Raw genomic sequence first — 24,384 nt, forward strand, 5'->3', positions numbered from 1 at the left:
GTGAAACCTCTTAGCGCTGATGGTAGTGTGGGGTTACCCATGTGAGAGTAAGTCATCGCCAGCTTTTAAATCTAAAACACCCCGGTCTCTAACGAGAACGGGGTGTTTTTTATGCGCAGTGCTTATTATCGGAATAAAAGAGATCTAGTCATATTAAGTAAATAGAAATATGCACAAGAATTAAAGTGCATAAACAACTGAAAATTAATACATTTTTGTAAATGCAAAAAGAAAACCCCATCATCCTGATGGGGTTTTCTTCGTATTGGTGTGTTAGATTTGACTCCTGTCGAATCTCACGTCCTGTGTGTTTTCTTGTTCTCAATGAGACTTCCTGTCTCTTTATGCTTTGTATGATAAGCGCAATGTCTAGGTCAGTATATTCGCTAATCACTGCGATTGTTGTAGGTTAAAGCTTACAAGATGATCCAATTAAAAATTAAGACCCAATTCGCTCAGTTACCAATATAAAATGGTGAGATGGATACTTTTGTTTAAAATAAATCGATAAGTCATAACAATATTGAGGGAATTTAAAATGAAGGCTTTTCGACAGTGCTTAATCTATTTGCCCCTATTGCTCAGCTGTAGCTTGTTGAGTGCATGTAATGCTCAAAATAATCAAACCACTACGGCTAATTCTTTAATTAACCAGAGCTATCAGGTCCAAAAAGTAGCGACATTTGGTGAACCTTGGGCAATGGCTGAGTTAGCTGATGGTCGTTTACTGATTACTGAAAGGAGAGGAAAGTTAAAACTGTTTGATCCTTCTACATTGAAAAGTATAGAAATTTTAGGGCTTCCCGAAGTGGCTTATGGTGGGCAAGGGGGCTTAGGCGATATTGTTCTACATCCTGATTTTGCAAACAATCATCAAATTTATTTAAGTTATGCCGAAACAGGAAAAGGGGGATATGGTGCGGTTGTGATTCGTGGTGAATTAAATCTTCAAGAGAAAAATCCCCGAATAATCAATATCAAAAGAATTTGGGAACAAGTTCCTAAAGTTTCAGGGCAAGGGCATTATGCACATCGAATGATTTTTGCAAAGGATGGTAAGCTCTGGATTAGTTCTGGTGAACGCCAGAAATTTGATCCTGCTCAAGATATGAATTCAAACTTAGGCAAAGTTTTAAGACTGAATGATGATGGTACTGTTGTTGCAGATCATCCATTTACTCAACAAGGTGAGATTGCAAAACAAGTATGGTCGTTGGGTCATCGTAATCCATTAGGTATGGCTTTTGATGCCAAGGATCAATTGTGGGTGGTTGAAATGGGGCCTAAAGGAGGAGATGAGTTAAATCTGATTAAGAAGGGCGAAAATTATGGTTATCCGATTGTTTCCAATGGTGATCATTATTCAGGAAAATCCATTCCCGATCATGCGACACGTCCTGAATTTAAAGCGCCAGAAATCAGTTGGACACCAGTGATATCACCCTCCAGTTTGGTCTTTTATCAAGAGGAATTATTTCCGAAATGGAATCATAAAGCCTTGATTGGTGGGTTATCTTCAGAGGCGATTATTGTGGTTGATACTGAATCAAAGCCTGTTCGTGAGGTACAGCGTTTGAACATGCAGCAACGCATTCGAGATATTCATCCCGCGCATAATGGTTCGATTTGGGTTTTGGAAGATGGGAAAAGTGGGGGGCTATTAAGATTGTTGCCTAAGTAAAAAATTAATTTAAATTAAGGAATTATTCAGCCTACTAATGCTTATATGATGAGTGAAGCATGTCTACGTATTATAAAACTGACGCAGTATTGTCATTGAAATGACCTCAAAATGTCATGCTATTGGTTTCTAATAAAGCTCATTTAAATCAATAAAAAAGACCTTTATGAAAAAAATTGCTTACTCTGTTTTAGCGTTAGGCATATTGGCTTTAACCGCATGTAATGATGATGACAAGGATTTCTCATTTGAATCATCTGTCTCCGTACCGACCTTGGTTTCATTTGCCAAACTTGATGTCGAAACTTATGCAGCTGGCCCAAACTCAGGTACCTTTGTAAAGGGCGCCAATGGCATATTCCCGCCTTTTAAAGGTCAGCCAGTTCAAGGTTTCTCGGGTGCTGTAAAGAACGGTGATGGCACTTATATGGTCATGGCAGACAATGGCTTTGGTACACAAGACAATTCATCTGACTTTCTACTACGTATTTATCAAGTAAAACCTGATTTTCGGACGAAATCGGCAGGATCAGCAAAAGTTCAAGTGATGAGCTTTGTTCAGCTTCGTGATCCCAATAAATTAATTCCATTTACAATCATTAATCAAAACAGCACTGATCGTTTGCTTACCGGGGCAGATTTTGATCCTGAATCGATTCAACGTACTGCGGACGGTACCTATTGGATTGGTGATGAATTTGGACCATATTTACTGCATTTTGATAAAGATGGAATACTGCTTGATGCACCGATAGCATTACCTCATCCATTGAAAGCTGGTGTGGAATTACGTTCTCCGCAAAATCAATTCAATAAAGCCAACCTAAACTATGTAGAGCCTTTGGTTCTGCAAAGTGGTGGCTTTGAAGGAATGGCATTGTCTAAGGATGGTCAATATTTATATCCTTTGTTAGAAAAACCGTTAAAAGGCGAGACAGCACAACAGTTGCTTATCTCACAATTTGATGTGAAGAAGAAAGCGTATACTGGTCGATATTATTATTTTACCTTGAATGCCAAGGCGACCAATATTGGTGACTTCCAAATGTTTGATGATAAGTCTGGCATTATCATTGAGCGTGATGCGAGTCAAAACAAGTTAGATGGTTATAAGAAGCTGATTCAAATTGAATTAGGGGATTCTGGTAAAGCGGTAAAACGTTCTGACTTAGTTGATCTTATGAATATTGCCAACCCGAATAATTTATATGGTACAGCGCGAGATGGGGATATTGGTACAGCAACAACTTTTGCTTTTCCATTTGAAACCATTGAAGATGTGATTATTGAAAATAAAAACACTTTAACTGTTTTAAATGACAATAACTTCCCCGGTTCATCAGGACGAAATGCAAAGCGTGCGGATGATAATGAAATTATTCAGATTAAATTGCCTAAAGCGTTGTATTAATAAGCGATAAAATATATTGGTGCTTCACTCTAACAAAGCCAGTCAATTGACTGGCTTTCTTTCTACATCATTCAAGTATGAGGGATTAAGCTAAACAGTCTTGTTTCGAAACTTGATCAGGGCAACCCAATGGATTTAAAGCACATTTTAAATCTTCAATTTGTTCATGGGTGACATAGCCTTTAGATTTTAGGTAATCTGCAACTCGGTCATCACGTAGACTTAAGAATGCTGCATCATAAACACCTAAATCTACAAATAACGCAGCTGCTTCTAAGCTATTAAAACGGTCTAGAAACACATCATTGCCATACATCAGGAAAACATGGTCGTAATCTGCATGTGCATCGATTTTTAAACGAGCTGCTAATGTTGTTGGAGAGGTTTTGATAAAAAGCAAATCTGATAATTCATCAAATTGGGTCATATCTAAGATATTTTCCCCAGTTTTTACTTTACCTAACCATGCTTTAAAGACCAGTACCGCACCGCCACGCAGTAACATGCTCCACACTTGATGGCGAACTTCATCATTTAAGCATTCGCATTCATCTTCGAGACGTTGAACCAGCTTTTCTTCTTGTTTCGCTAATTTATCAAATAGACCTAAGCCTTGAGGATGGTAAGCAACAGGGGTAAACACATCAAATTTTAATTCCTCAAATACTTGAAGTGCTAAAGGCACCGCAGCTTGATAAATCGTGTTGAGTGCTTGGATTTGTGTATCGTGGAGTTTGCTATGTTTAAAAAGATCTTGCCAATCAATTTCAGGCAAGATTGCATTTGCACCATATTGACGATGAAATTGTTGAGCTTGGTGTAGCCCATGTGGAACAGTTTCTGAAATATTCATGGTTAAAAATCCTATTTAAAATTGAATTCAAGCGCTGTTTTTGTTTTCCTAAACATGAGCGTGATTTTGTCTTGTAGTAATTTTTGATTTATCTGAGATGCAATAGGAATACGACTAAAGTTGTAGATGGGGTAAAAAGTGTTTTTTTATTTTTTAAAATCATATAAATAGAAAATTGTAACTAACTATACAAGTGTATATTTGATATTTTGATGTTATTTGCCATAGAAAAGAAGGCTTTGAAGTTTTTAGTCAATAAATGGGTTCGAGTTTTACTTTTTTTTGAATGCTTTTGCACAAAGCTTAAAAAAAATTGCTATTCCACTTAAAAAATTGCGTTACAAAACCTCTAGAATGTAACGATCTAGAGGTTGTAAATGTTTCAAAACATTAAAGAAGAACGTGATCAATAAATTGAAATGAGTTGAAAGTAGTGGAAGATTATTTAGAAATCTTCAAGCCAGATAACCATGCACGTAGAGAAGCAGGTTTCAATGGTTTCTTCAACAACACCACGTTGAGGTCTTTAACACGCTCAGGTAATTCAGGATCAGAATCAGCAGTAATCAGTGCTGACGGAACATTTTCCTGACGGTTTTCGACAATAAAATCTAAGCCAATTTTACCATGATTTAAATGCTGATCAACCAACCAGACTTGAATGTTTTCTTTTTGAATAATTTCCAAAGCTTGTTCAGGTTCAGTGGCTTTAAACACTTGATAACCCCATTTGGTCAGTAGCGTTGCCATACCTTCTAAGATTGTATCGTCATTGTCTAAACATAAGATTTTATAAGCTTTGGCTTTTAATGGTACCGCTTGTATAGGTGTTGAAACGACTTTAGGTGCTGCTACCATTGGCACATCAATCATAAAGCATGAGCCTTTGCCAAGCTCAGAGTAAACATGTACAGGATAATCAAGCAAACTGGTCATACGTTGCACGATTGCTAGCCCAAGTCCAAGCCCTTGTTCACCCCATGGCGAGGTATGTCCACAACGCTCAAATTCTTGAAACAACTTAATGCGTTGCTCTTCTGCAATCCCTGGACCTGTATCCCATACACCGATACGGATATGATTTGGACGATTAGACGCGCGCAATACACCAACAATCACACGTCCACGAGCAGTATAACGTAAGGCATTACTGACAAAATTTTGGATGATACGACGGATCCATTGTGGGTCGGTATCAATCCAGAATTGGGCATCATGGACATGCAATTGGATATTGCGTTGTGCGGCGATTGATTTAAATTGTAGTTCTAAATCACTCAATAAATCATGCAACGGATAAGCTTGGCGTTTCGGTTGGATTGAACCACCTTCCAATCGAGCAATATCCAAAAGGGCAGATAACATGCTCTCGGCACCATGTAAGGCACGATCAAGCTGCTGTAAGGTTTTACGGTCTTCATCTGATTGTACGCTTTGTTCTAAAGCAGTACTGAATAAGCGTGCTGCATGCATTGGTTGAAGCAAATCGTGACTAGCTGCTGCAATAAAGCGACTTTTTGACATATTAGCTTTGTCGGCTTGCTCACGTGCCAGTTGTTGTTCAGATAAGGCATTTGCAAGCTGTTGGGTACGATCAGACACGCGTGCTTCTAGTACCGCTTCATTTTCACGGAATGCGGTAATATCGGCAAAGGTTGTGACAAAACCACCCCCTTCAATGGGGTTACCACGCATTTGAATCACACGGCCATCTTTACGAATCCGTTCAAATTCATGAGCGCTACCGACTTTCATCCAATGTATTCGTTTACGTACATGCTCTTCTACCGAGCCTGGACCACATTCGCCACGTTCAGCGTTGTAACGAATCAAATCGGCAATGGGACAACCGACATAGACTAAATCTTTTGGATAATCAAACAGTTTTAAATATTGGTTGTTCCATGCGACCAAACACATGTTTTCATCAACCACACTCACCCCTTGGGTCATGTGGTCAATCATGGTCATGATGAGATTTTGGTTAAAACGTTGCCATTGTGAAGCTTGGTCGAGAATATTTGCCACTTGACCTAAAGCCAAGCCATTATTGACCATGGCTGTGGTGAGTAGTGTTCGTGCTGAGGCTGCACCGATTGTTCCTGCAAGGTATTGCTCAGTAAACCGCCACCACATCCCATTGGCACTACTATTCTCATTGAGCACCACATTATTCATAGTACAAAACTGTTGAAATGCGTGGGTTGCTGGGCCTTCGCCTGTAATACGCTTAGCAAGTGCAATCAGATCACCGACTTTAAGTTTAGCGACATCATGGTGTAAGTAATTAATATCAGTAGAGGTGTTTTGTGTAGGTAAGGGCTTAGTTTCATAGTAGAAAAAGCTCTCTGCCTGAATTTGTTCAGCAATACTTGGGCGATAAATACGAGAGACCCAAATATATAAGGTAATATTTAAGCCAAGTGCCCAGATGACACCATGTGTAAGCGGGGCAAAAGATTCAAAGCCAAATAAGGCTTCTGGTCTTAACCATTCAATATTTATAGGTCCAAACATCAAAAATTGATGTGCAAATTGGCTATATTCAACAGGTAGGCTACGTAAAATCGTGGGTAATAATAATGTATATGACCAAAGTATGAAGCCAACGACTAAACCTGCATAAACCCCTTGGCGACTTCCTCCACGCCAGTATAAACCGCCAATAAGCGCAGGCGAAAATTGTGCAACCGCACTAAATGCCAATAGCCCAAAGGTGGATAGTTGGTCAATATCATTAAAGAAGTGGAAGAATAAAAAACCGAGTAGCATCACCGCTAAAATACAAACACGACGAGTAAATTTAAGTACTTGTGGTAAGCGTTTGTCATGACGGGAAAGAATGCCAAACTTCCATAGAGAAGGCATAATCAAGTCATTACTGAGCATGATGGACAGTGCCACAGAGGATACTAAAAGCATACCAGTTGACGCTGAAAAGCCGCCTAAAAATGCCAGTAACGATAACCAGTCTTGATTATAACTAATCGGCAATGAGAGTACTGCAACATCAGGAATAGTTAGATATTTGGGTGCTGCATGAAGAGCCCAACTGGCGATTGGAATAATAGCAATAATGGTTAGAATCAAATAGGCAGCAAACCAACGTCTTGCACCACGAATATGTTTTTCATCGCGTAATTCAACCACTGCAACATGAAACTGACGGGGTAAACAGATAATTGCCAATGAGGCTAATAACGTTTGAACCCAGAAGGTGTCTGGCACACCAAACAGTTGTACTTCATGAAAAGTCTTTTGCACATCCTGTGAGATTTGTACAATATTTTGTGGATGATCAAAAATAAAGAAAAATGCCACACAAAGCAGGGCAAATAGTTTTACAAATGATTCAAAAGCGACAGCAAGCATTAAACCGCCATGTTGTTCCGTATTGGCGATTTGTCTTGTTCCAAACATCATCGCTAAAATCGCTAATACAGCAGTAAGACCAAGCACCCCATTGGTGGTGGTGGAAACTACTTGGGTATTGTGATCGAGCATGACGGAAGCGCTAAGCGCAATGGCGCGTAATTGCAGTGCTAAGTAAGGAATGATGGCGATTACAGCCAAGATTGTGACTAAGGATGCTAATGTTCCACTTTTACCATAACGTGCTGCCACAAAGTCGGCAATCGAAGAAATCGCATGATGTTGACGCACACGACCTAAGCGACGCCAGATGTCATAACCCAGCCAGACAAATAATAAAGGTCCTAAATAAATCGGCAGGAAAATAATCCCTTCACGTACTGCAGCACCTGTTGCCCCGTAAAACGTCCAAGATGAGCAATACACGCCCAATGTTAGACTAAAGAGAAGCATCCTGCCGCGCGTACTTAATCGACTCGCATGCCTCTCACCAAAGAAAGCACAAACGAATAGAATGAGGATGTAAAGGGCCAGAACCCCTATAATTAACCAACTGTTCATAAGGACTGCAGTATAAAAATCTGCGCCTATAATAACGCATCCATGAACTGTCTCGTTTATTTTGCTCAAAATTTAACGACCAAAGTCTAAGTTACGAGAACCCCACAATATTGTTAATTTTGACCATGTAAAAAAATATTAAAAAAAGCAACCAGTGTTCTGGTCGCTTATCAAGGAGCATGGTTATGGATGAGAGACAGGTAGAGGCGATTCTACAAAATCCAAAATTCAAGGAAATGGTTGCTAAAAAAAGTAAATTGAGCTGGACATTAACTGCAATTATGTTGTTCGTTTATGTTGGCTTTATGCTTTTAGTAGGCTATAACAAAGAATTTTTAATGAGTTCATTTAGTGGTGGTATAACTACTTGGGGGATTCCTTTAGGTCTGGGAATTATTGTTTTATCTTTCGTTTTGTGTGGTGTGTATTCATATATTGCCAACAATAAATTGGATCAACTGAATGCAGATGCAATGAAAGAAGTAGAAGCAATCACCCACGAAAAAGGACTGCACTAAGATGAAATGGAACTCTTTAAAGACTAAAGCAGCTCTTGCATCTACTGCACTGCTTTCTACTGTTGTACAAGCAGGCCCAGATTTAGGTGAAGCTCAACAGCAAGCAACCAACTGGCATGCAATCATTATGTTTGCAATTTTTGTTGGTTTAACTTTGTTCATTACCAAATGGGCTGCAAAACAAACCACAAATACCGCAGATTTCTATACCGCTGGTGGTGGTATCTCAGGTTTCCAAAATGGCTTAGCGATTGCAGGCGACTATATGTCTGCTGCATCGTTCTTAGGTATTTCTGCATTGGTGTTTAGCTCAGGCTTTGATGGCTTGCTTTATTCACTGGGTTTCATGGTTGGCTGGCCAATCGTATTGTTCTTGGTTGCTGAGCGCCTACGTAACTTAGGTAAATATAACCTGTCTGACGTGGTTTCTTTCCGTTTAGAAGAAAAACCAGTACGTACACTTGCAGCAATCAGTTCGCTTGTTGTTGTGGCTTTCTATTTGATTGCTCAAATGGTGGGTGCAGGTCAGCTGATCAAACTGTTATTTGGTTTGAACTATAACATCGCAGTTGTGATTGTTGGCCTTCTGATGATGGCTTATGTGATCTTCGGTGGCATGTTGGCAACAACTTGGGTACAGATCATTAAAGCAGTGATGTTACTTTCAGGTGCAACATTCATGGCGTTCATGGTGATGCATTCTGTCGGTTATAGCTTCTCTGAAATGTTCAGACAGTCTATTGATGTATTTGCAAAAGTACATGATGTCAGTCTTGATGATGCAACCAAAATTATGGGGCCAGGCAGTTTGGCGAAAAACCCACTCGATGCTTTGTCACTTGGTTTAGCACTCATGTTTGGTACAGCAGGTTTACCACACATTCTTATGCGTTTCTTTACAGTTAAAGATGCCAAAGAAGCGCGTAAATCTGTAGTTGTTGCAACAGGCTTCATTGGTTACTTCTACTTATTAACTTTCATTATCGGTTTCGGTGCGATCCTTTTCGTATCAAACAATCCACAATTTATTGATGTTGCAAAAATGGCTGTAACTGGCAAACTAGAATTAGTTGGCGGTAACAACATGGCAGCGGTACACCTTGCAGATGCAGTAGGTGGCGATCTGTTCATGGGCTTTATTTCAGCAGTTGCTTTCGCAACGATTCTTGCGGTAGTCGCAGGTTTGACACTGTCAGGTGCTTCAGCAATTTCACATGACTTATACGCAAACGTACTGAAAAAGGGTCAAACAACTCCTGAATCTGAATTACGTATGTCGAAGATTGCAACACTTGGTCTTGCGATCTTTGCGATGATTTTAGGTATTTTGTTCGAGAAACAAAACGTTGCCTTCATGGTAGGTTTAGCATTCTCTGTTGCGGCGTGTGCAAACTTCCCAGTATTGGTTCTTTCAATGTTCTGGAAAGGCTTGACTACACGTGGTGCTGTTGTTGGTGGTGTTGTCGGTCTAGTGACAGCGGTGACTTTAATTATCTTGTCTAAAGCGGTTTGGGTAGACACATTAAAAATCTCTGATACTCCGATCAACTCATTCAATGGTCCTGCAATCTTTGCAATGCCATTAGCATTCATCTGCTGTTGGTTGTTCTCTGTGACAGACAAATCTGCACGTGCAGAGGCAGAGCGCAAAGCATTTGATGCACAGTTTGTACGTTCACAAACAGGTATTGGTATCTCTGGTGCTTCAGATCACTAAGTGATTGGAGATCAGCCTAAAAAACACCTTCTCGAAGGTGTTTTTTTATGGAGGATGCAAAGCCAGAGTTCAATCATCCTAGGTTTAGCCTTTAAGCCATATTAAGCTTGTTTTATGCTGATTGATCAGTTGAATGATCACGAAAAATTGAAAGGATTTAAGAAACCCAATGAATATGTTAATTTGAATGTTTAAAAGAACAATCAGAATCAGAAAATATGCGTTCAATGCTCGAATTTTGGAAAGGTTTTAAACAATTACCGTCAGCATGGTTATTGTTGGTCCAGCTGCTTATTTTAGTTTTATCTGTCTATACCAATGCCAGTAGAAGTTATCAAATTTTAACTTGGTTACTGGGTGTCTCTGCATTATTGATTATTGCCAAAGTGATTCGACAAACACCGACATTTACACTGTTGGGCTTAACCTTTGTCACAGGGGCATTTGTACTGTCCTTTCTGATGCTGATCGGTTTTCATTCTGTTACTTTGCAAATCTTTGCACATTCATTTGAAGCAGCCGCTTATTTTTGTGCAGCATATGGCCTAATCCGCTATATGTTTGCAGATCGTTATTTAACCAAAGATGAGTTGTTTGCTGCGGGTGCGGTATTTACCCTGATCGCATGGGGATTTGCCTTTTTATACAGTATCTGCCAATTGATGGTTCCACAGAGCTTTCAAAACCCAAATCATGTTGCAGACTACCAATCTTGGCTGGATTTACTATTCATTAGTTTTAGTCTGCAATCGGCCACAGGATTGTCTGATTTGATTCCTGTTGCACCTGCTGCGCGGGTGATTTCAATGTTGCAAATGTTCTGTGGCGTGATGTATTTTGCCCTGATCGTCTCACGGATGATTGCCCTGCAATATATTGAAAACAAACCAAAATCATGAGTTAATGATCTTGTTACATTTAGTAAATTGTTGAAAATGTTAATTTAAATTATAATGTGGCCTGAATCCAATCGCTGTTCTACAGGATTCGTCTTTTTTCACACCTGTGAATGCCTTTTTTTGACTTTAAAAAGTCTGTCCATTGAGTATAAAAACCTGGGGGAAATATGCCTTCCAAAAAAATCACTTGGTTTGACAATGTCAATCCAAATGTTTTCTTGAGCACTGTTGGAATTATTGCGCTTTTTTTAGCCGTTGTTGTCTTTGCACCAAATGCCTTTGAATTGATTACCCAAAGGATGAATGGATGGATTACTGATTCATTTAGTTGGTTCTATGTTTTATCTGTCGCAATATTTTTAATTGTACTGATTTTTATTGCCTTTTCTGACATGGGTAAAATCAAGCTTGGACCAGATCATAGCCAGCCTGAGTATAGTAATGGGTCATGGTTTGCCATGCTATTTACTGCGGGTATGGGCATCGGGTTGATGTTTTTTAGTGTTGCAGAGCCTGTCATGCATTATGTCAATCCACCTACAGGTGATCCACAAACCATTGAATCTGCCCAAGAAGCAATGAGAATTACCTTTTTTCATTGGGGCTTACATGCTTGGGCTATCTATGCGGTTGTGGGCTTAACGCTGGCTTATTTTGCTTTTCGCTATAACTTGCCACTCAAAGTTCGTTCGGGTTTATTTCCGATTATTGGTCAACGAATTCATGGTCCAATCGGAGATGCGGTAGATACTTTTGCCACCATTGGTACGGTATTTGGTGTGGCTACCACGTTAGGGTTTGGGGTAACTCAAATTAACTCTGGCTTAAATTATTTATTTGGCTGGGAAAGTAATATTAGCACCCAAATCTTTTTGATTATTGTGGTGAGTACGCTGGCTTCATTGTCAGTTTTCTTAGGATTAGACAAAGGAATTAAACGTCTCTCTGAACTGAATCTGATTTTAGCCTTGGTATTGCTAGGTTTTGTATTCCTAGCCAGTTCCAGTATTTATATCCTACAAGCAACCATTCAAAACGCTGGACAGTATATTTCCAATTTGTTTAGCATGACCTTTAATTTATATGCTTATCAATCGAATGGCTGGATTGGTGGTTGGACCATCATGTATTGGGCATGGTGGATATCTTGGTCACCATTTGTTGGTATGTTTATTGCGCGTGTTTCAAAAGGTCGAACTATTCGAGAGTTTATTGTTGGTGTACTGCTTATTCCGACAGGCTTTACCTTGATCTGGATGGGTTTTATTGGCAATGCTGCCTTGTTCAGTATTATGGAACAAGGGCAGGTTGGGCTAATTTCTGCGGTACAAAAAGATTCATCAGTTGCATTGTTTGAATTTTTAACCCATTTGCCTTTTTCAGGTGTATTTAGTCTTATTGCGACACTGCTGGTGGTCTTGTTCTTTGTTACCTCTGCGGATTCTGGTGCATTGGTGACCGATTATCTCACTGCGAAAACAGAAAATTCGCCGATATGGCAACGCTTGTTCTGGACTGTTTTAATGGCGGTGTTGTCGATCATTTTATTAATGGTCGGTGGGCTAGGCGCATTACAATCGGCTACCATGATGAGTGCCTTACCGTTCACCTTTATCATGCTGCTGTTGTGTTGGGGCTTAGTCAAAGCATTGCGCTTAGATGTCACCAAAATGCAGGCTTTACAAGTGGCAAGAATCACGCCAAGAGCTGTACAAAATCCACGTAGTTGGCAGCAACGTTTAGGCTTAATCATGCACTATCCGCATACGTTGGCCGAAGTACAACATTATATTCAGGTTGATGTGATTAAGGCTTTTGAAAGTATTCGTTTTGAGTTTAAACGCCGTGATTTAAATGTGGTGATTAAAGAAACTGAAGACGGTATTCAACTCAGTGTGGATCATCATGATGAGTTCAATTTTATCTATAAAGTGATTGCACGCAAAATGGTTGCGCCAAGCTTTATGATGAATGAAGAACATCAGGAAACAGATGATTTTTATCAAGCAGAAATATTTTTAAGAGAAGGTGGTCAAAATTATGATGTGATGGAGTGGACGCAAGAAGACTTGATTCAAGACATCATTGACCAATATGAACGTCATCTACATTTCTTAAATGTATTGAGAAACTAAGTTATTTATTTAAAAGCAAAGGCAATAAAAAAGGACTCGTATGAGTCCTTTTTTTGATTCAATTTCTAAGCAAATTAGAAACGGAATTTAGCGTTTAAGCCAACAGTTTGCGTATCACCAACATACGAAATTGCTTGACCTTTATTCGCTTCGTAGTTTGCATTTACGTAGCTAGCACCAACTGCAATAGCAGGAGTGATGAAGTAGTTTACGTTTGCACCCCAAGCTGAATCAGGTGTACCTTCGTAGCTAGACGCTGCGTAAGAAGCACCAACGCTTAATTGTGGGTTCAAATAGAAATCAGTTTTGAACTGGTATGCAGTTGCATCACCATAGATAATGCCTGATTCAAACGCTAAAGACATATTTGTACCGTCAATACCGCCAACGTATTTAGCACGTGCAGTAATTGCGTCTTGGTCTTCACCAATTGTTGCAGCTTCAGCAGTCGCTTTAGCAACGCCGTTACCCATAACATTGAATGCATCCAAAGCAACTTGGTCAGCAACGTTAGTATAACCAACAGCGACTAAGAAGTTTTGAGTAGGAAGAGCACCCACTTCTAATGCAAAACGATCGCCTTGATCGTTTGACAAGCCATTTTTACCGTCAAGGATTGTGTGGCTATAAGAAGCACTCGCGTATGCAGGTACATATGGAGTAGGAACATAAAGTTCAGCTTTAGCGCCGTAGTTATGTACAACTACATCAGCGTCTAATTCGCCATAGTTATATGCTAAAGAAACATTTGATGCTTGGTTTAAGAACGCCGCTTCAGCCAATGGACCTTTTGAAGAGTCAACATTTTTGAAGTAGTAAGTACCTTGCAAACCACCAGTGAAATCTTTGTCATTTTCAGTCGTATCGATATACTCTGATTGACCTTGAATTTCGAATTGGTATGCTTGAGCGCCGGTCATGGCTAATAATAAAGCAGTGGCTAAACCGAGTTTTTTCATAATCTTTTCCAATAGGAGAAATTGGTGAAACAGACGGCATTGTATTGTAACAAGATATTAAGTCAATGATGTTTAAGGCCAATGTTTACAAAGTAGATACATGAAATTCACATTGTTCAAAAAACGCACATCTGAGTGGCTTTGCGTCAACCTAGAAAAAAACTGAATCAGAACAACAAACTAAATTCAGACAAAAGTTTTATTTCATATAAAACTGAGATCAAATTGTTAAATTAATGCATTTGTTTTATTGTTTATTTGTATATTTTAATCGATATTACCGATGGTTGTTTTACGATCAATGTCAAGAAAATGTCATTAAATTCTGCTTATTTTTAGAATTAATTTGTGACTTTATAATCATTTTATATTTAAATTGTATTTTTATTCTCATTTATTTGTAAAAACGATAAATAATTTATATCCGATCAATTTAATTGGTTTTACAAAGTAAAAGATATTTTGGATAATGAGTCAATAAAGTTCATTTATTTAAATGAATTTTTTTGAAATTTTGAGTTTATATGCCCAGCTTTCCCCAAAGTTGGGCTTTTTTTTATTTTAGATTCAAAACAAAATGCATTAAACAGAGAATAAAATATTGCACCAATATAGAGCATAATTATGCAAAATATAAATTAGCTTGGCATGATTCTTGCCAAAAAAAATCCCAATTTTCAAAGAAAACTGGGATTTTTCGCCAAAATCTGGAGCAAATCAATAAATTCTGCTGAGGAATATTAATAAATTGCCCTAATGAGGTGCATTATGCACCAATACATTGCATCTGTAAATATTTTCTTACATTCAATTTAAAAAATAATTTATAGGCTCATCTACACTATTTCAGATGTAATCGATACCTAAGTAAATTTTATGAGTAATCACATATTTAAAGTCAAAATAAAAACCAGTCTATGGATTCTCCTGATTAGCGTGGCATTTTCAGGGTGTGCCTCCGATCTTAAATTGCGTGATTCAGTTTCATCACAAAGAAAAAATGAAATCCCTTTATTGTTTAATTATGCTCAAACTCAAGCTGTCTTTGTGACCTATGACGGAACTCACCTTAAACGCTATGGAAATGATTTAAATCGAGCTAAGACCTCGTATATCCCAGCTTCTACTTTTAAAATGTTGAATGCTTTGATTGGCTTGCAACATGGTAAAGCCACAAATACTGAAATATTTAAATGGAACGGGGAAAAAAGATCTTTTCCTACATGGGAAAAAGATATGACCTTGGCAGAAGCAATGCAGGTTTCAGCTGTACCTGTATATCAGGAGCTAGCGCGACGTATTGGTTTGGACTTGATGAGTCAAGAAGTCAAGCGTGTTGGTTTTGGCAATACACAAATTGGTCAACAGGTCGATAATTTCTGGTTGGTTGGACCATTGAAAATCACCCCAGAACAAGAAGCTAAATTTGCTTATCAATTGGCAAAGAAAACATTGCCTTTTGATGATGCTGTACAACAGCAAGTCAAAGATATGCTTTATGTCGAAAGACGTGGTGATTCCAAGCTTTATGCTAAAAGTGGTTGGGGAATGGATGTTGAGCCACAAGTAGGTTGGTACACAGGATGGGTGGAGCAGCCGAATGGTCAGATCACCGCTTTTGCTTTAAATATGCATATGCAGACAGGGGATGACCCTGCTGAACGCAAGCAAATGACATTAAGTATCTTGGATAAATTAGGTTTATTCTTTTATTTGAGATAACCGCAGTAGATAAAAAAATGCCCAGTTTATTGGGGGAAACTGGGCAATAAAAAAGATATATTTTCAAATCGTGAGAATTTCTATCTAAGTCTGATTTTATGCAAATTCTATTGATATGTAAAATGTGAATTTTGAATATTACTCATCTATTAAAACGATAATATAAAGGAGCTGAACGCTGTAGATTAAACTTGATTATGTGGAGTAGTTTATGTGTATATATTCTATAATATAAACAAAATTTCTTTAGCTTTATTACGATATAATTTCCCACAGGACCATGGTGATGGTGCATGAACTCAGATCAGAACAAATAAGCACCCGTTTGCTTATCCTCATGTCAGTCATCATTTTGTCTGTTTTATTAATTGCTGTTCCACAAATCATCAGTAATTATCGAGAGTATAGCCGAGCAAATCGAGCTTTAGTCAATATTCAAGCCTTGCAAGTTTTTGCTGAAACATCCAATAAAATTTCACGGGAAAGAGCGCCAACAAATAAAGCAATGTCGAGCTCGACAGCAAATTTTCCAGACAGAATAAAAGAATTGCAGGACTTTCGTAAGGATGTAGATCAGCAGATTAATTTAACCGTCGAGACCTTAAACAAAGCAGGGTTTACCAGTTTGGCGGATCAAGTTAATGTTCAGTTAAGATATGATTTGAACATCGCCCGTAAACAAGTTGATGCATATTTAGCCTTACCGTTAAAAGAACGTAATTCAGTGCAAATGGATCAAGTGATTCAGGGAATGTTTCGGGCGTGGGACAGTTGTAGAGTCATGTTGCAGCAATTAATCAATCATTCAAAAAAGAATAATAGCGATGTGACTGACTATGCTTCAATTGTGCTGATATTGGCTGATTTGCGTGATCAATCTGGACGGGTCGCGTCTAACATCATGGCACCCCTGAGCTTTTCCGAACCCCTGCCTGAATATAACAAAGCACGCTCGTTACAAACGCAAGAACAGGTTAAATATTTATGGCGTTTGATGGATACCATGCAAATAGAGTCTTTAAAAACCCCTGAGTATCTTTATTTATATGGTCAGGTGAAAACTCAATTTATTGACCAAGGTTTACCCATCGTAAATCGTTTGGTGCAAGAGAGTAGAAATCAGCAGCCGTATTTTTTAACGGCAAACCAACTCACAGATGCAATCGTGGATAAGTTTACCACGGTGGTAAATTTACAAAAATATCTACTTGAAACGCATGCCTTAAGTGCGCGCCATCGAATGGAATCGGAGCAACGTCAATTTTTTATTACGCTATTTATTTCTCTTTTGTCATTGTCGGTAGCAGTTTTTACGATGTTATATACACGTAAAAAGTTATTTGAACCTTTGATATATGCAAGAAATATGATTTTGGAACTATCACAAGTTCAACAACGTGATTATTTAGGGGATGCTTCGATACAAACCAAAGAGGTGCATACCTTAACCGATGCGCTTGATAAATTAAAAGAAATGCTCAAACAACGCGATGCTTTTGAATTTCAATTACAAAATAGTGCCAACACCGATAGCTTAACGGGTGTTTCAAATCGATTGGCTTTAGACGTTTATTTAAAAAATATTGCGACACAAATGGAGCGATTTCAAGAGTTGACCTTGATCATGGTGGATATTGATAATTTTAAATATGTGAATGATCGCTTTGGACATATTTTAGGTGATTCGGTTATTGTTGAGATTGCTCGGTGTTTAAAAGCAAATATTGCGCAATCTGATTTAATTGTACGTTTTGGTGGTGATGAGTTTTTAATTTTGATTGATCGCATCCAATGGGATTGGGCATTACAAATTTCTGAAAGTATTTTGGCTGATGTATCTAGGTTAAGTTTTAATAGTTCTATGTCTACAGAGCAGTTGAATGTTTCTGTCAGTATTGGCGTTGCGACAGGGGCTGAAAGTTGGGAAGCATTGTTTACACGAGCAGATGCATCATTATTTAAGGCCAAAGCACAAGGTCGAAACAAAGTTGTGGGCTGATTGGCTGATTTTACAGTCTATAGTGATATAAATATAAAATAAAAGCATCTAAGAGAGGCTTTGAAAATAAAGATTAAATGAAGTGGGTATTGAACAAGAGCATATGGCTCGTGATGACGATTAAGCAGTTTGGACGTATTGATTTAACATCATCATTCAATGGTGATAACGCTAAATTATTTTGAACTGACTTTAAGCAACTCTGCATACAATTGATTTAAAAATTTTTGCTGTTCTGTATTCTCTTGAAAGTGACGTTGATACAGCACACTACAGCTTTCTACATCGACAATATTATTTAGATTAAATGACCAATCATTGGTATTTTTAATACTAATCCCCAGATTATCGCCACAGCGTTGCCATTGTTTGGAGAAGCCAGAGTTTTGATTGGGAGCAAGCTGCTTAAATTCTGCTTTAAGGCTAAAGCCGCGCATTTCTGAGTTGGTGAATTTGTTGATCGTACTGATGGGTACGCCGCCCCAAGTAATGGTTTGTCCACTCGGCATGGAGATGCCTTGTAGTTCACTTTCATTCATTAACTGACTTTGTCTGCCAGTTTTAAAGCCCTGTTTTTCGTAGGTTAAAGTAGAGCCCACAGGAAGCTGTATTTTTTTAATCAGTAAGGGCTGGGTGGTGATAAAATAAGGATTGTCGGGTCTGCCATTACCACCTGCAATGTTTATGCTACAACTGCTGAGCAAACAGATACTTGGGACTAAAAGGCATGAGTAAAGAAGCTTCATAAGGAAAATATCCTGTGCTATGTATTGATCTTGCCTTGTTTGAATGAGAAATGCAAAATTTGCTTTAGAAAATCCCCAAATTACGCAGATGATTATTGAAATATATGAAGAAAAAGGCTGATAATCTGAGTTTTATAAAAATTATATGAGCTATTTAATTTGGAGCTCAGATGATTAATCTCTCCCTAAGTCCTGTGAGAGAAAGAGGGAAACACCCTCCTTATTTAAAGGAGGGTGTGGAAGATGTAGTGAATTACTTCAACAGCGGTTTTAAGAACTTCGCTGTATGTGAAACTTTAGATTTCACCACTTGTTCTGGGGTGCCTTCCGCAATAATCTGACCACCACCTGCGCCACCTTCAGGGCCTAAATCAATCACCCAGTCCGCCGTCTTAATCACATCGAGATTATGCTCAATCACCACAATGGTATTTCCTTTATTGCGTAGTTCATGAAGAATATCGAGCAGTTTGGCAATATCGTGGAAATGCAAACCAGTGGTTGGTTCATCCAGTACATACAAGGTTTTACCTGTATCACGTTTTGCCAGCTCACGTGCCAGTTTGACCCGTTGCGCTTCACCACCCGATAGCGTTGTTGCAGACTGACCTAAGCGGATATAACCTAGCCCGACTTGGTTTAATGTTTCCAAACGACGGTGAATCACTGGGATTGCATCAAAGAAATGCATCGCATCTTCGACTGTCATTTCCAATACGTCAGAAATATTCTTGCCTTTATAACCAACTTCCAAGGTTTCGCGGTTATAACGCTGACCATGACAGTTGTCACAAGGCACATACATATCGGGTAAGAAGTGCATGGCAACTTTGATCATACCATCCCCCTCACACACCTCACAGCGTCCACCTTTAACGTTAAACGAGAAACGACCTGCAGCATAACCACGGGCTTTGGCTTCAGGGGTTTGTGCAAACAATTCACGAATCGGGGTAAACAAACCGGTATACGTCGCTGGGTTGGAACGTGGAGTACGTCCAATCGGACTTTGGTCAATGTCTACCACTTTATCAAGGAACTGTAAGCCATCAATCGAATCAAACTTTTCAGCAGTTAAGGTGGTTGCACCATTTAATTGCGTCGCTGCAAGTGGTAATAGGGTACGGTTAATTAAGGTGGATTTACCTGAACCTGAAACACCAGTCACACAAGTCATCACACCTAAAGGAATCGTCAAATCAACATTTTGTAAGTTATGCCCAGATGCACCCATCAGTTTAATTTGTTCTTCAGGTTTCGGTGGTTTAACACGCTCTTTGGGTACAGCAATTTTTAACTTACCAGATAGGTATTTTCCTGTTAGTGAGTTCTCATTGGCTGCGAGTTCATCATAGGTGCCTTCGGCAATGATATGACCGCCATGTACACCAGCGCCTGGACCGATATCAATAATATGGTCAGCTGCACGGATTGCATCTTCATCATGTTCAACCACTAAAACCGTATTACCAAGATCACGCAAACGAACTAGTGTTTCCAATAAACGATCATTATCACGTTGATGTAAACCAATGGATGGCTCATCTAAAACGTACATTACCCCCATTAGACCAGCACCAATTTGTGAGGCTAGGCGGATACGTTGTGCTTCCCCACCTGAAAGTGTTTCAGCAGAGCGAGACAGACTTAAATAGTTCAAACCGACTGATACAAGGAAGTGCAAACGCTCGCGAATTTCTTTAAAAATTTTATCGGCAATTTCACCTTTGGCACCTTCAAGATTTAAATCTTGATAGTAGCTTTCAGCATCCCCAATCGACATTTTGGTAATTTGGGCAATGGTTTTATCTTTAACACGGACATGACGTGAAATTTCATTTAAACGTGAACCGCCACAAGCATCACAAGCGGCATTAGATAAATACTGCGCCAGATCATCACGGACATAATTAGATTCAGTTTCACGATAACGACGTTCTAAATGAGGCAAAATTCCTTCAAAAGGTTGTACCCGATTATGTTTACGACCACGCTCATCGATATAACTAAGATCAATTTTTTCTTTGCCTGTACCATAGAGAAATTTCTTTTTCGTATCAGCATCGAGTTCATTCCAAGGGGTGTCTAAAGAAAACCCAAAATGATCTGCAACTTTCTGAATCATGCTGTAATAGTATGGACGTTGTCTGTCCCAGCCACGGATTGCACCTTGGCTAATAGAAACATCTGGGCTTGGAATCAGTTTTTCAGCACTGAAATGACTACGGGTACCTAAACCGTCACAGACAGGGCATGCACCAAATGGGTTATTGAACGAGAACAGACGTGGCTCTAGTTCAGCAACAGCACGGTCGCATTCAGGGCAGGAATGTTTTGCTGAAAATACACGGTCAGGATGTTCACCACCCATCCACGATAAAATCGCCAGATCACTGCCTAAACGTAATGCTGTTTCAAAGCTTTCGGCAATTCGGTTACCCAAGTCATCACGGACTTTAAAACGGTCAACCACAACTTCAATGGTGTGCTTTTTCTTTTTATCAAGTTCTGGGGGTGTATCGATATCAATCACTTCACCATCCACGCGCGCGCGGACAAAACCTTGGCTCTGTAATTGCTCAAACAGGTTGCTGTATTCACCTTTACGTTCACGAACAACTGGTGCAAGGAGCATCAATGCTGTGCCTTCCTCCAGTCCTTTCACGGCATCGACCATTTCAGAAACAGTCTGTGCAACCATCGGCAAGTCATGCTCTGGGCAGTAGGGTGTGCCAACACGCGCATACAGTAAACGTAAATAGTCGTAGATTTCAGTAATGGTTCCTACGGTTGAACGGGGGTTATGGCTGGTAGATTTCTGTTCAATCGCAATCGCAGGGCTTAAACCTTCAATTGAATCAACTTCAGGCTTTTCCATTTGTGAAAGAAACTGACGTGCATACGCAGATAAAGATTCGACATAACGGCGCTGACCCTCAGCATATAAGGTATCGAAAGCCAGAGATGATTTCCCTGAGCCTGAGAGTCCTGTGATGACCACAAACTTGTCACGTGGAATATCGAGTGACACATTTTTTAAATTATGGGTACGTGCGCCTCGAATACGGATATGACTTTGACTCATAAAAGCTTTCTCGAAATTATGCGAATTAAAGGGGTATATGATAGCGATTTAATTTTGTTCAAGCTGTAAAAAATAGTTTTTAAACGACAAATTGTGTCATGTAACTGACCATTTAAAACTGTGATGGAGTTTGAGTTTTTGAATAAAATAATAATATTCATATGTTTATGATAGTTTTCAATAATTTTTAGGGTCGCATTCAGCTAATTTAAAATCAAAGCTATAATTTATTTAAAATAAGTCATTGAAGAAAAATGAGATATGCAGTCAGTTTTTTGATGCTGTGCTGATTTCTGAATACTTATTTCGATATTGCATAAGTTAGAACGAATAAACCAGATCAGCTTTAAGATTGGTCATGTGATGTAATCAATAATCACTTATCTAAAAAAGAGAATTGTTAGACAAAAATTCTGTGATTAACTATTGTTTTTATTATAAAATGTGTGAAATATATCGCACTTGTGGGGGCTTGAAAATGAATATACGAAAAATTATATCAGTTGTTTGTTTTGCATTTTCTTGCAATGTCTTGGCAGGCGAGACTTCACAAGTTTTATTTGATCAAGCGTTCAATTTAAAACCCAATCAATTATACGAATTAGAATTAGAAAATGTACAAGCGGGGGATCAGATTTGGACAGCGGTTTATTTGGTTGGACGACAAAATTATCCAGGACTTACTGCAAAAGTTGAGTTTATCATGGACAATCATGGCCTGTTAAATAAAGCCAATCCCAGTGAGCATGCTGTATATCAAACACTGATCGCAGAAAATTTGACGCAAACCAATCAATATTCACTCAAGCAATTCAAAGGCTTAAACACATTCATCGAAGATACGTCAGAACAGCTGATTACAGATCCGATATTGGAAAAAACTGATAGCATACGTATTTATAGTCAAGTAAATGACTGGATCCCTGAATACAACACTTATGAACCCACCAAAGTGAAATTTGGCATTCAAAATCCTTTGGATTTTGACATTGTTGCGGCTTATGTTTTGGTGGGCAAAGGTGAAAAGCCTGCTGAACTCAGTGAATTAAATTTTAAAAATATTCAAGCTACTTATGCCTCACCTTTGCCTCCAGTACCAGCCGATTTTACTCAAGCGGAAGTGAATAAATCTGAGATGCACTTGAGTAGAGGTGAGCTAAAATTTATCTTTTTTATTGTGATGGCGATTGTCATGGGTTTGGTTGCGTTTATTAACCGAGGCAAATTAAAACGCGCTTTTTAAAGGTTTAACTTATAGCGCATTAAATTTCTAATATTTTAGATTTCAAATTTACATGCTTGGCGTAAACTCTTGCACTGATCATGTGTTCGAGTAATTTTAGATGTTGTCTTTATTTTTGAAATGTATTCTGGGTGCAGCAGTGGTTTTGTTGATTTCAATTCTTTCAAAAAGTAAGGCATTTTATATTGCAGGTTTAGTTCCACTTTTTCCAACATTTGCATTGATCGCACATGTGATTGTGGCGCAGGAAAAAGGTGCTGAAGCCTTAAAGCAAACAGCCTTATTCGGGCTGTGGTCGTTGATACCGTATTTCATTTATTTGTTCATGGTTTATTTACTGGCAACTAAGCTTTCGATGTGGTCTTGTTTAGGGATTGCAACGTTATGCTGGATTGTAGCTGCTGCTGTGTTGATTTATGCATGGCAATTATTTCAGAATGGATCGGTTTTATGATTTATTGAATCAAGAAAAAGAGTTGCAATGAATACTTTTGAGTTGATTGTAAAGTTCATGAGCCTTTGATCAAGGCTCATTTTTTAGGGATGAATTTTAATAATGAGATATTTAAACAATAAACTGTTTTGGGCTTTCTAGGTTCTTAATGGCATTGTAAATTTCATCTGCATGATTACACACAATCAGTTTTGCCCGATGTTGAGGCGGTAAAAAGCCTTCAATAACAGCATGGTCTAATTGCGCAATCAAATGGTCATAGAAACCATTGACGTTATATAACATCATCGGTTTTTGATGTTGATTCAATTGTCCCCATGTCGCGACTTCTAGAATTTCTTCAAAGGTACCAAAGCCACCTGGTAGAGCGACAAAAGCACTCGCGCGTTCAGCCATCATAGCCTTACGTTCATGCATGTTTTGTACAATATGTAATTCTGTTAATTGGTTATGGGCAATTTCATAATCCAGCATAAATTCGGGAATAACACCCACAACATCACCACCATGTTCCGTGACCGTATCTGCAACTTGGCCCATTAAGCCAATACTTGCACCGCCATAGACGATCCCAAAACCTTGTTCTGCGATACCTTGGGCAAGTTGGATGGCTTTTTCTCGATAGGTGGGGTTATTTCCGGGTCGGGAACCACAATAGAGTGCGATTAAACATTGTGTGGCTTTATGTTGTTGTTGATCTAATTCGAAAGGTTTATTCATCATTACAGGCAATACACTATTCATAATTTATTTTTTCACCTTAACTTATCATGTTCTTATACATTTCTACTACTTTAAGTAAGAAATGTGACAAAAACATGTTGTATTATCGGCGCTTTTGCAATGATTTGTATCACTTTGATTTTGTATTTAATTTTAGATAAATCAGTAAAAATCCTGATAAATGAGATGAAATTCCTATCTGGATTGCCTATAATTAACGCTTATTTATCAACAAATGAATCATCATGGGTAGTGGTTGTAGTCGCTCCGAAAATGCACAATCTTTAGACAAAATAATAGTTCAAA

At 38.7% G+C, this 24,384-nt stretch carries 16 protein-coding genes; 10 read left to right on the forward strand and 6 right to left on the reverse strand.

The window, feature by feature from the left end; genetic code table 11:
- The first annotated feature begins 538 nt into the window (after nt 1-538).
- Both WFN33_RS13585 and WFN33_RS13590 read left to right on the forward strand, forming a co-directional pair.
- Nucleotides 539-1,681, forward strand: coding sequence for a PQQ-dependent sugar dehydrogenase (locus WFN33_RS13585; protein WP_336953605.1), 1,143 nt, complete (start codon nt 539-541; stop codon nt 1,679-1,681).
- Nucleotides 1,682-1,847: 166 nt separating this feature from the next.
- Nucleotides 1,848-3,092, forward strand: coding sequence for an esterase-like activity of phytase family protein (locus WFN33_RS13590; protein ID WP_336953606.1), 1,245 nt, complete (start codon nt 1,848-1,850; stop codon nt 3,090-3,092).
- Between the two features lie 85 nt (nt 3,093-3,177).
- Here the strand turns inward: WFN33_RS13590 and WFN33_RS13595 are convergent, their stop codons facing one another.
- Both WFN33_RS13595 and WFN33_RS13600 read right to left on the reverse strand, forming a co-directional pair.
- Nucleotides 3,178-3,945 carry a hypothetical protein gene (locus tag WFN33_RS13595; RefSeq protein WP_336953607.1) on the reverse strand — a complete coding sequence of 256 codons (768 nt, stop codon included), beginning with the start codon at nt 3,943-3,945 and terminating at the stop codon, nt 3,178-3,180.
- A gap of 441 nt (nt 3,946-4,386) precedes the next feature.
- On the reverse strand, nt 4,387-7,878 hold the full coding sequence (locus tag WFN33_RS13600; protein ID WP_336953608.1) for a PAS domain-containing hybrid sensor histidine kinase/response regulator: 3,492 nt from the start codon (nt 7,876-7,878) through the stop codon (nt 4,387-4,389).
- Nucleotides 7,879-8,063: 185 nt separating this feature from the next.
- Between WFN33_RS13600 and WFN33_RS13605 the strand changes: the two genes are divergently transcribed.
- The 4 genes from WFN33_RS13605 to WFN33_RS13620 all read left to right on the forward strand — a co-directional run bounded on the left by WFN33_RS13605 (nt 8,064) and on the right by WFN33_RS13620 (nt 13,147).
- On the forward strand, nt 8,064-8,396 hold the full coding sequence (locus WFN33_RS13605; RefSeq protein WP_336953609.1) for a DUF485 domain-containing protein: 333 nt from the start codon (nt 8,064-8,066) through the stop codon (nt 8,394-8,396).
- A gap of 1 nt (nt 8,397) precedes the next feature.
- Complete coding sequence (locus WFN33_RS13610; protein ID WP_336953610.1) at nt 8,398-10,113, forward strand: cation acetate symporter; 1,716 nt, start codon at nt 8,398-8,400, stop codon at nt 10,111-10,113.
- Nucleotides 10,114-10,331: 218 nt separating this feature from the next.
- Nucleotides 10,332-11,012, forward strand: coding sequence for an ion channel (locus WFN33_RS13615; RefSeq protein WP_336953611.1), 681 nt, complete (start codon nt 10,332-10,334; stop codon nt 11,010-11,012).
- Nucleotides 11,013-11,179: 167 nt separating this feature from the next.
- Nucleotides 11,180-13,147: a BCCT family transporter gene (locus WFN33_RS13620; RefSeq protein WP_336953612.1), complete on the forward strand. Its 1,968-nt coding sequence runs from the start codon at nt 11,180-11,182 to the stop codon at nt 13,145-13,147.
- A gap of 74 nt (nt 13,148-13,221) precedes the next feature.
- On the opposite strand, the gene omp33-36 is transcribed toward WFN33_RS13620, so the two are convergent.
- Nucleotides 13,222-14,106, reverse strand: a complete 885-nt coding sequence (omp33-36, locus tag WFN33_RS13625) for a porin Omp33-36 (protein ID WP_336953613.1) — start codon at nt 14,104-14,106, stop codon at nt 13,222-13,224.
- An 876-nt stretch (nt 14,107-14,982) separates the two neighbouring features.
- Between omp33-36 and blaOXA the strand changes: the two genes are divergently transcribed.
- Nucleotides 14,983-15,828, forward strand: coding sequence for a class D beta-lactamase (blaOXA, locus tag WFN33_RS13630; RefSeq protein ID WP_336953614.1), 846 nt, complete (start codon nt 14,983-14,985; stop codon nt 15,826-15,828).
- Nucleotides 15,829-16,114: 286 nt separating this feature from the next.
- Nucleotides 16,115-17,827: a GGDEF domain-containing protein gene (locus WFN33_RS13635; RefSeq protein WP_336953615.1), complete on the forward strand. Its 1,713-nt coding sequence runs from the start codon at nt 16,115-16,117 to the stop codon at nt 17,825-17,827.
- Nucleotides 17,828-18,003: 176 nt separating this feature from the next.
- Here WFN33_RS13635 and WFN33_RS13640 read toward each other — a convergent pair whose 3' ends face one another.
- Together WFN33_RS13640 and uvrA are read right to left on the reverse strand one after the other, a co-directional pair.
- The gene (locus WFN33_RS13640) at nt 18,004-18,573 is read right to left on the reverse strand and encodes a hypothetical protein (RefSeq protein ID WP_336953616.1); all 570 of its coding nucleotides are present in this window, start codon (nt 18,571-18,573) and stop codon (nt 18,004-18,006) included.
- Between the two features lie 253 nt (nt 18,574-18,826).
- On the reverse strand, nt 18,827-21,658 hold the full coding sequence (gene uvrA / locus WFN33_RS13645; RefSeq protein WP_336953617.1) for an excinuclease ABC subunit UvrA: 2,832 nt from the start codon (nt 21,656-21,658) through the stop codon (nt 18,827-18,829).
- Nucleotides 21,659-22,136: 478 nt separating this feature from the next.
- Between uvrA and WFN33_RS13650 the strand changes: the two genes are divergently transcribed.
- Both WFN33_RS13650 and WFN33_RS13655 read left to right on the forward strand, forming a co-directional pair.
- Nucleotides 22,137-22,901, forward strand: a complete 765-nt coding sequence (locus WFN33_RS13650) for a hypothetical protein (RefSeq protein ID WP_336953618.1) — start codon at nt 22,137-22,139, stop codon at nt 22,899-22,901.
- A 100-nt stretch (nt 22,902-23,001) separates the two neighbouring features.
- Nucleotides 23,002-23,355 carry a GlpM family protein gene (locus WFN33_RS13655; protein ID WP_151801796.1) on the forward strand — a complete coding sequence of 118 codons (354 nt, stop codon included), beginning with the start codon at nt 23,002-23,004 and terminating at the stop codon, nt 23,353-23,355.
- 111 nt (nt 23,356-23,466) lie between these two features.
- On the opposite strand, the gene WFN33_RS13660 is transcribed toward WFN33_RS13655, so the two are convergent.
- Complete coding sequence (locus WFN33_RS13660; protein ID WP_336953619.1) at nt 23,467-24,099, reverse strand: TIGR00730 family Rossman fold protein; 633 nt, start codon at nt 24,097-24,099, stop codon at nt 23,467-23,469.
- Nucleotides 24,100-24,384 lie beyond the last annotated feature (285 nt).

This window comes from Acinetobacter sp. AS167 (genome assembly GCF_037152175.1).
Classification (GTDB): Bacteria; Pseudomonadota; Gammaproteobacteria; order Pseudomonadales; family Moraxellaceae; genus Acinetobacter.

Bases quoted from the DNA above. Each gene is read 5' to 3' on its own strand.
- uvrA (WP_336953617.1), bottom strand. From the start codon at position 21,658: ATGAGTCAAAGTCATATCCGTATTCGAGGCGCACGTACCCATAATTTA.
- WFN33_RS13620 (WP_336953612.1), top strand. From the start codon at position 11,180: ATGCCTTCCAAAAAAATCACTTGGTTTGACAATGTCAATCCAAATGTT.
- WFN33_RS13610 (WP_336953610.1), top strand. From the start codon at position 8,398: ATGAAATGGAACTCTTTAAAGACTAAAGCAGCTCTTGCATCTACTGCA.
- WFN33_RS13595 (WP_336953607.1), bottom strand. From the start codon at position 3,945: ATGAATATTTCAGAAACTGTTCCACATGGGCTACACCAAGCTCAACAA.
- WFN33_RS13585 (WP_336953605.1), top strand. From the start codon at position 539: ATGAAGGCTTTTCGACAGTGCTTAATCTATTTGCCCCTATTGCTCAGC.
- WFN33_RS13640 (WP_336953616.1), bottom strand. From the start codon at position 18,573: ATGAAGCTTCTTTACTCATGCCTTTTAGTCCCAAGTATCTGTTTGCTC.
- blaOXA (WP_336953614.1), top strand. From the start codon at position 14,983: ATGAGTAATCACATATTTAAAGTCAAAATAAAAACCAGTCTATGGATT.
- WFN33_RS13650 (WP_336953618.1), top strand. From the start codon at position 22,137: ATGAATATACGAAAAATTATATCAGTTGTTTGTTTTGCATTTTCTTGC.
- WFN33_RS13615 (WP_336953611.1), top strand. From the start codon at position 10,332: ATGCGTTCAATGCTCGAATTTTGGAAAGGTTTTAAACAATTACCGTCA.
- omp33-36 (WP_336953613.1), bottom strand. From the start codon at position 14,106: ATGAAAAAACTCGGTTTAGCCACTGCTTTATTATTAGCCATGACCGGC.
- WFN33_RS13590 (WP_336953606.1), top strand. From the start codon at position 1,848: ATGAAAAAAATTGCTTACTCTGTTTTAGCGTTAGGCATATTGGCTTTA.
- WFN33_RS13600 (WP_336953608.1), bottom strand. From the start codon at position 7,878: ATGAACAGTTGGTTAATTATAGGGGTTCTGGCCCTTTACATCCTCATT.
- WFN33_RS13635 (WP_336953615.1), top strand. From the start codon at position 16,115: ATGGTGCATGAACTCAGATCAGAACAAATAAGCACCCGTTTGCTTATC.
- WFN33_RS13605 (WP_336953609.1), top strand. From the start codon at position 8,064: ATGGATGAGAGACAGGTAGAGGCGATTCTACAAAATCCAAAATTCAAG.
- WFN33_RS13655 (WP_151801796.1), top strand. From the start codon at position 23,002: ATGTTGTCTTTATTTTTGAAATGTATTCTGGGTGCAGCAGTGGTTTTG.
- WFN33_RS13660 (WP_336953619.1), bottom strand. From the start codon at position 24,099: ATGAATAGTGTATTGCCTGTAATGATGAATAAACCTTTCGAATTAGAT.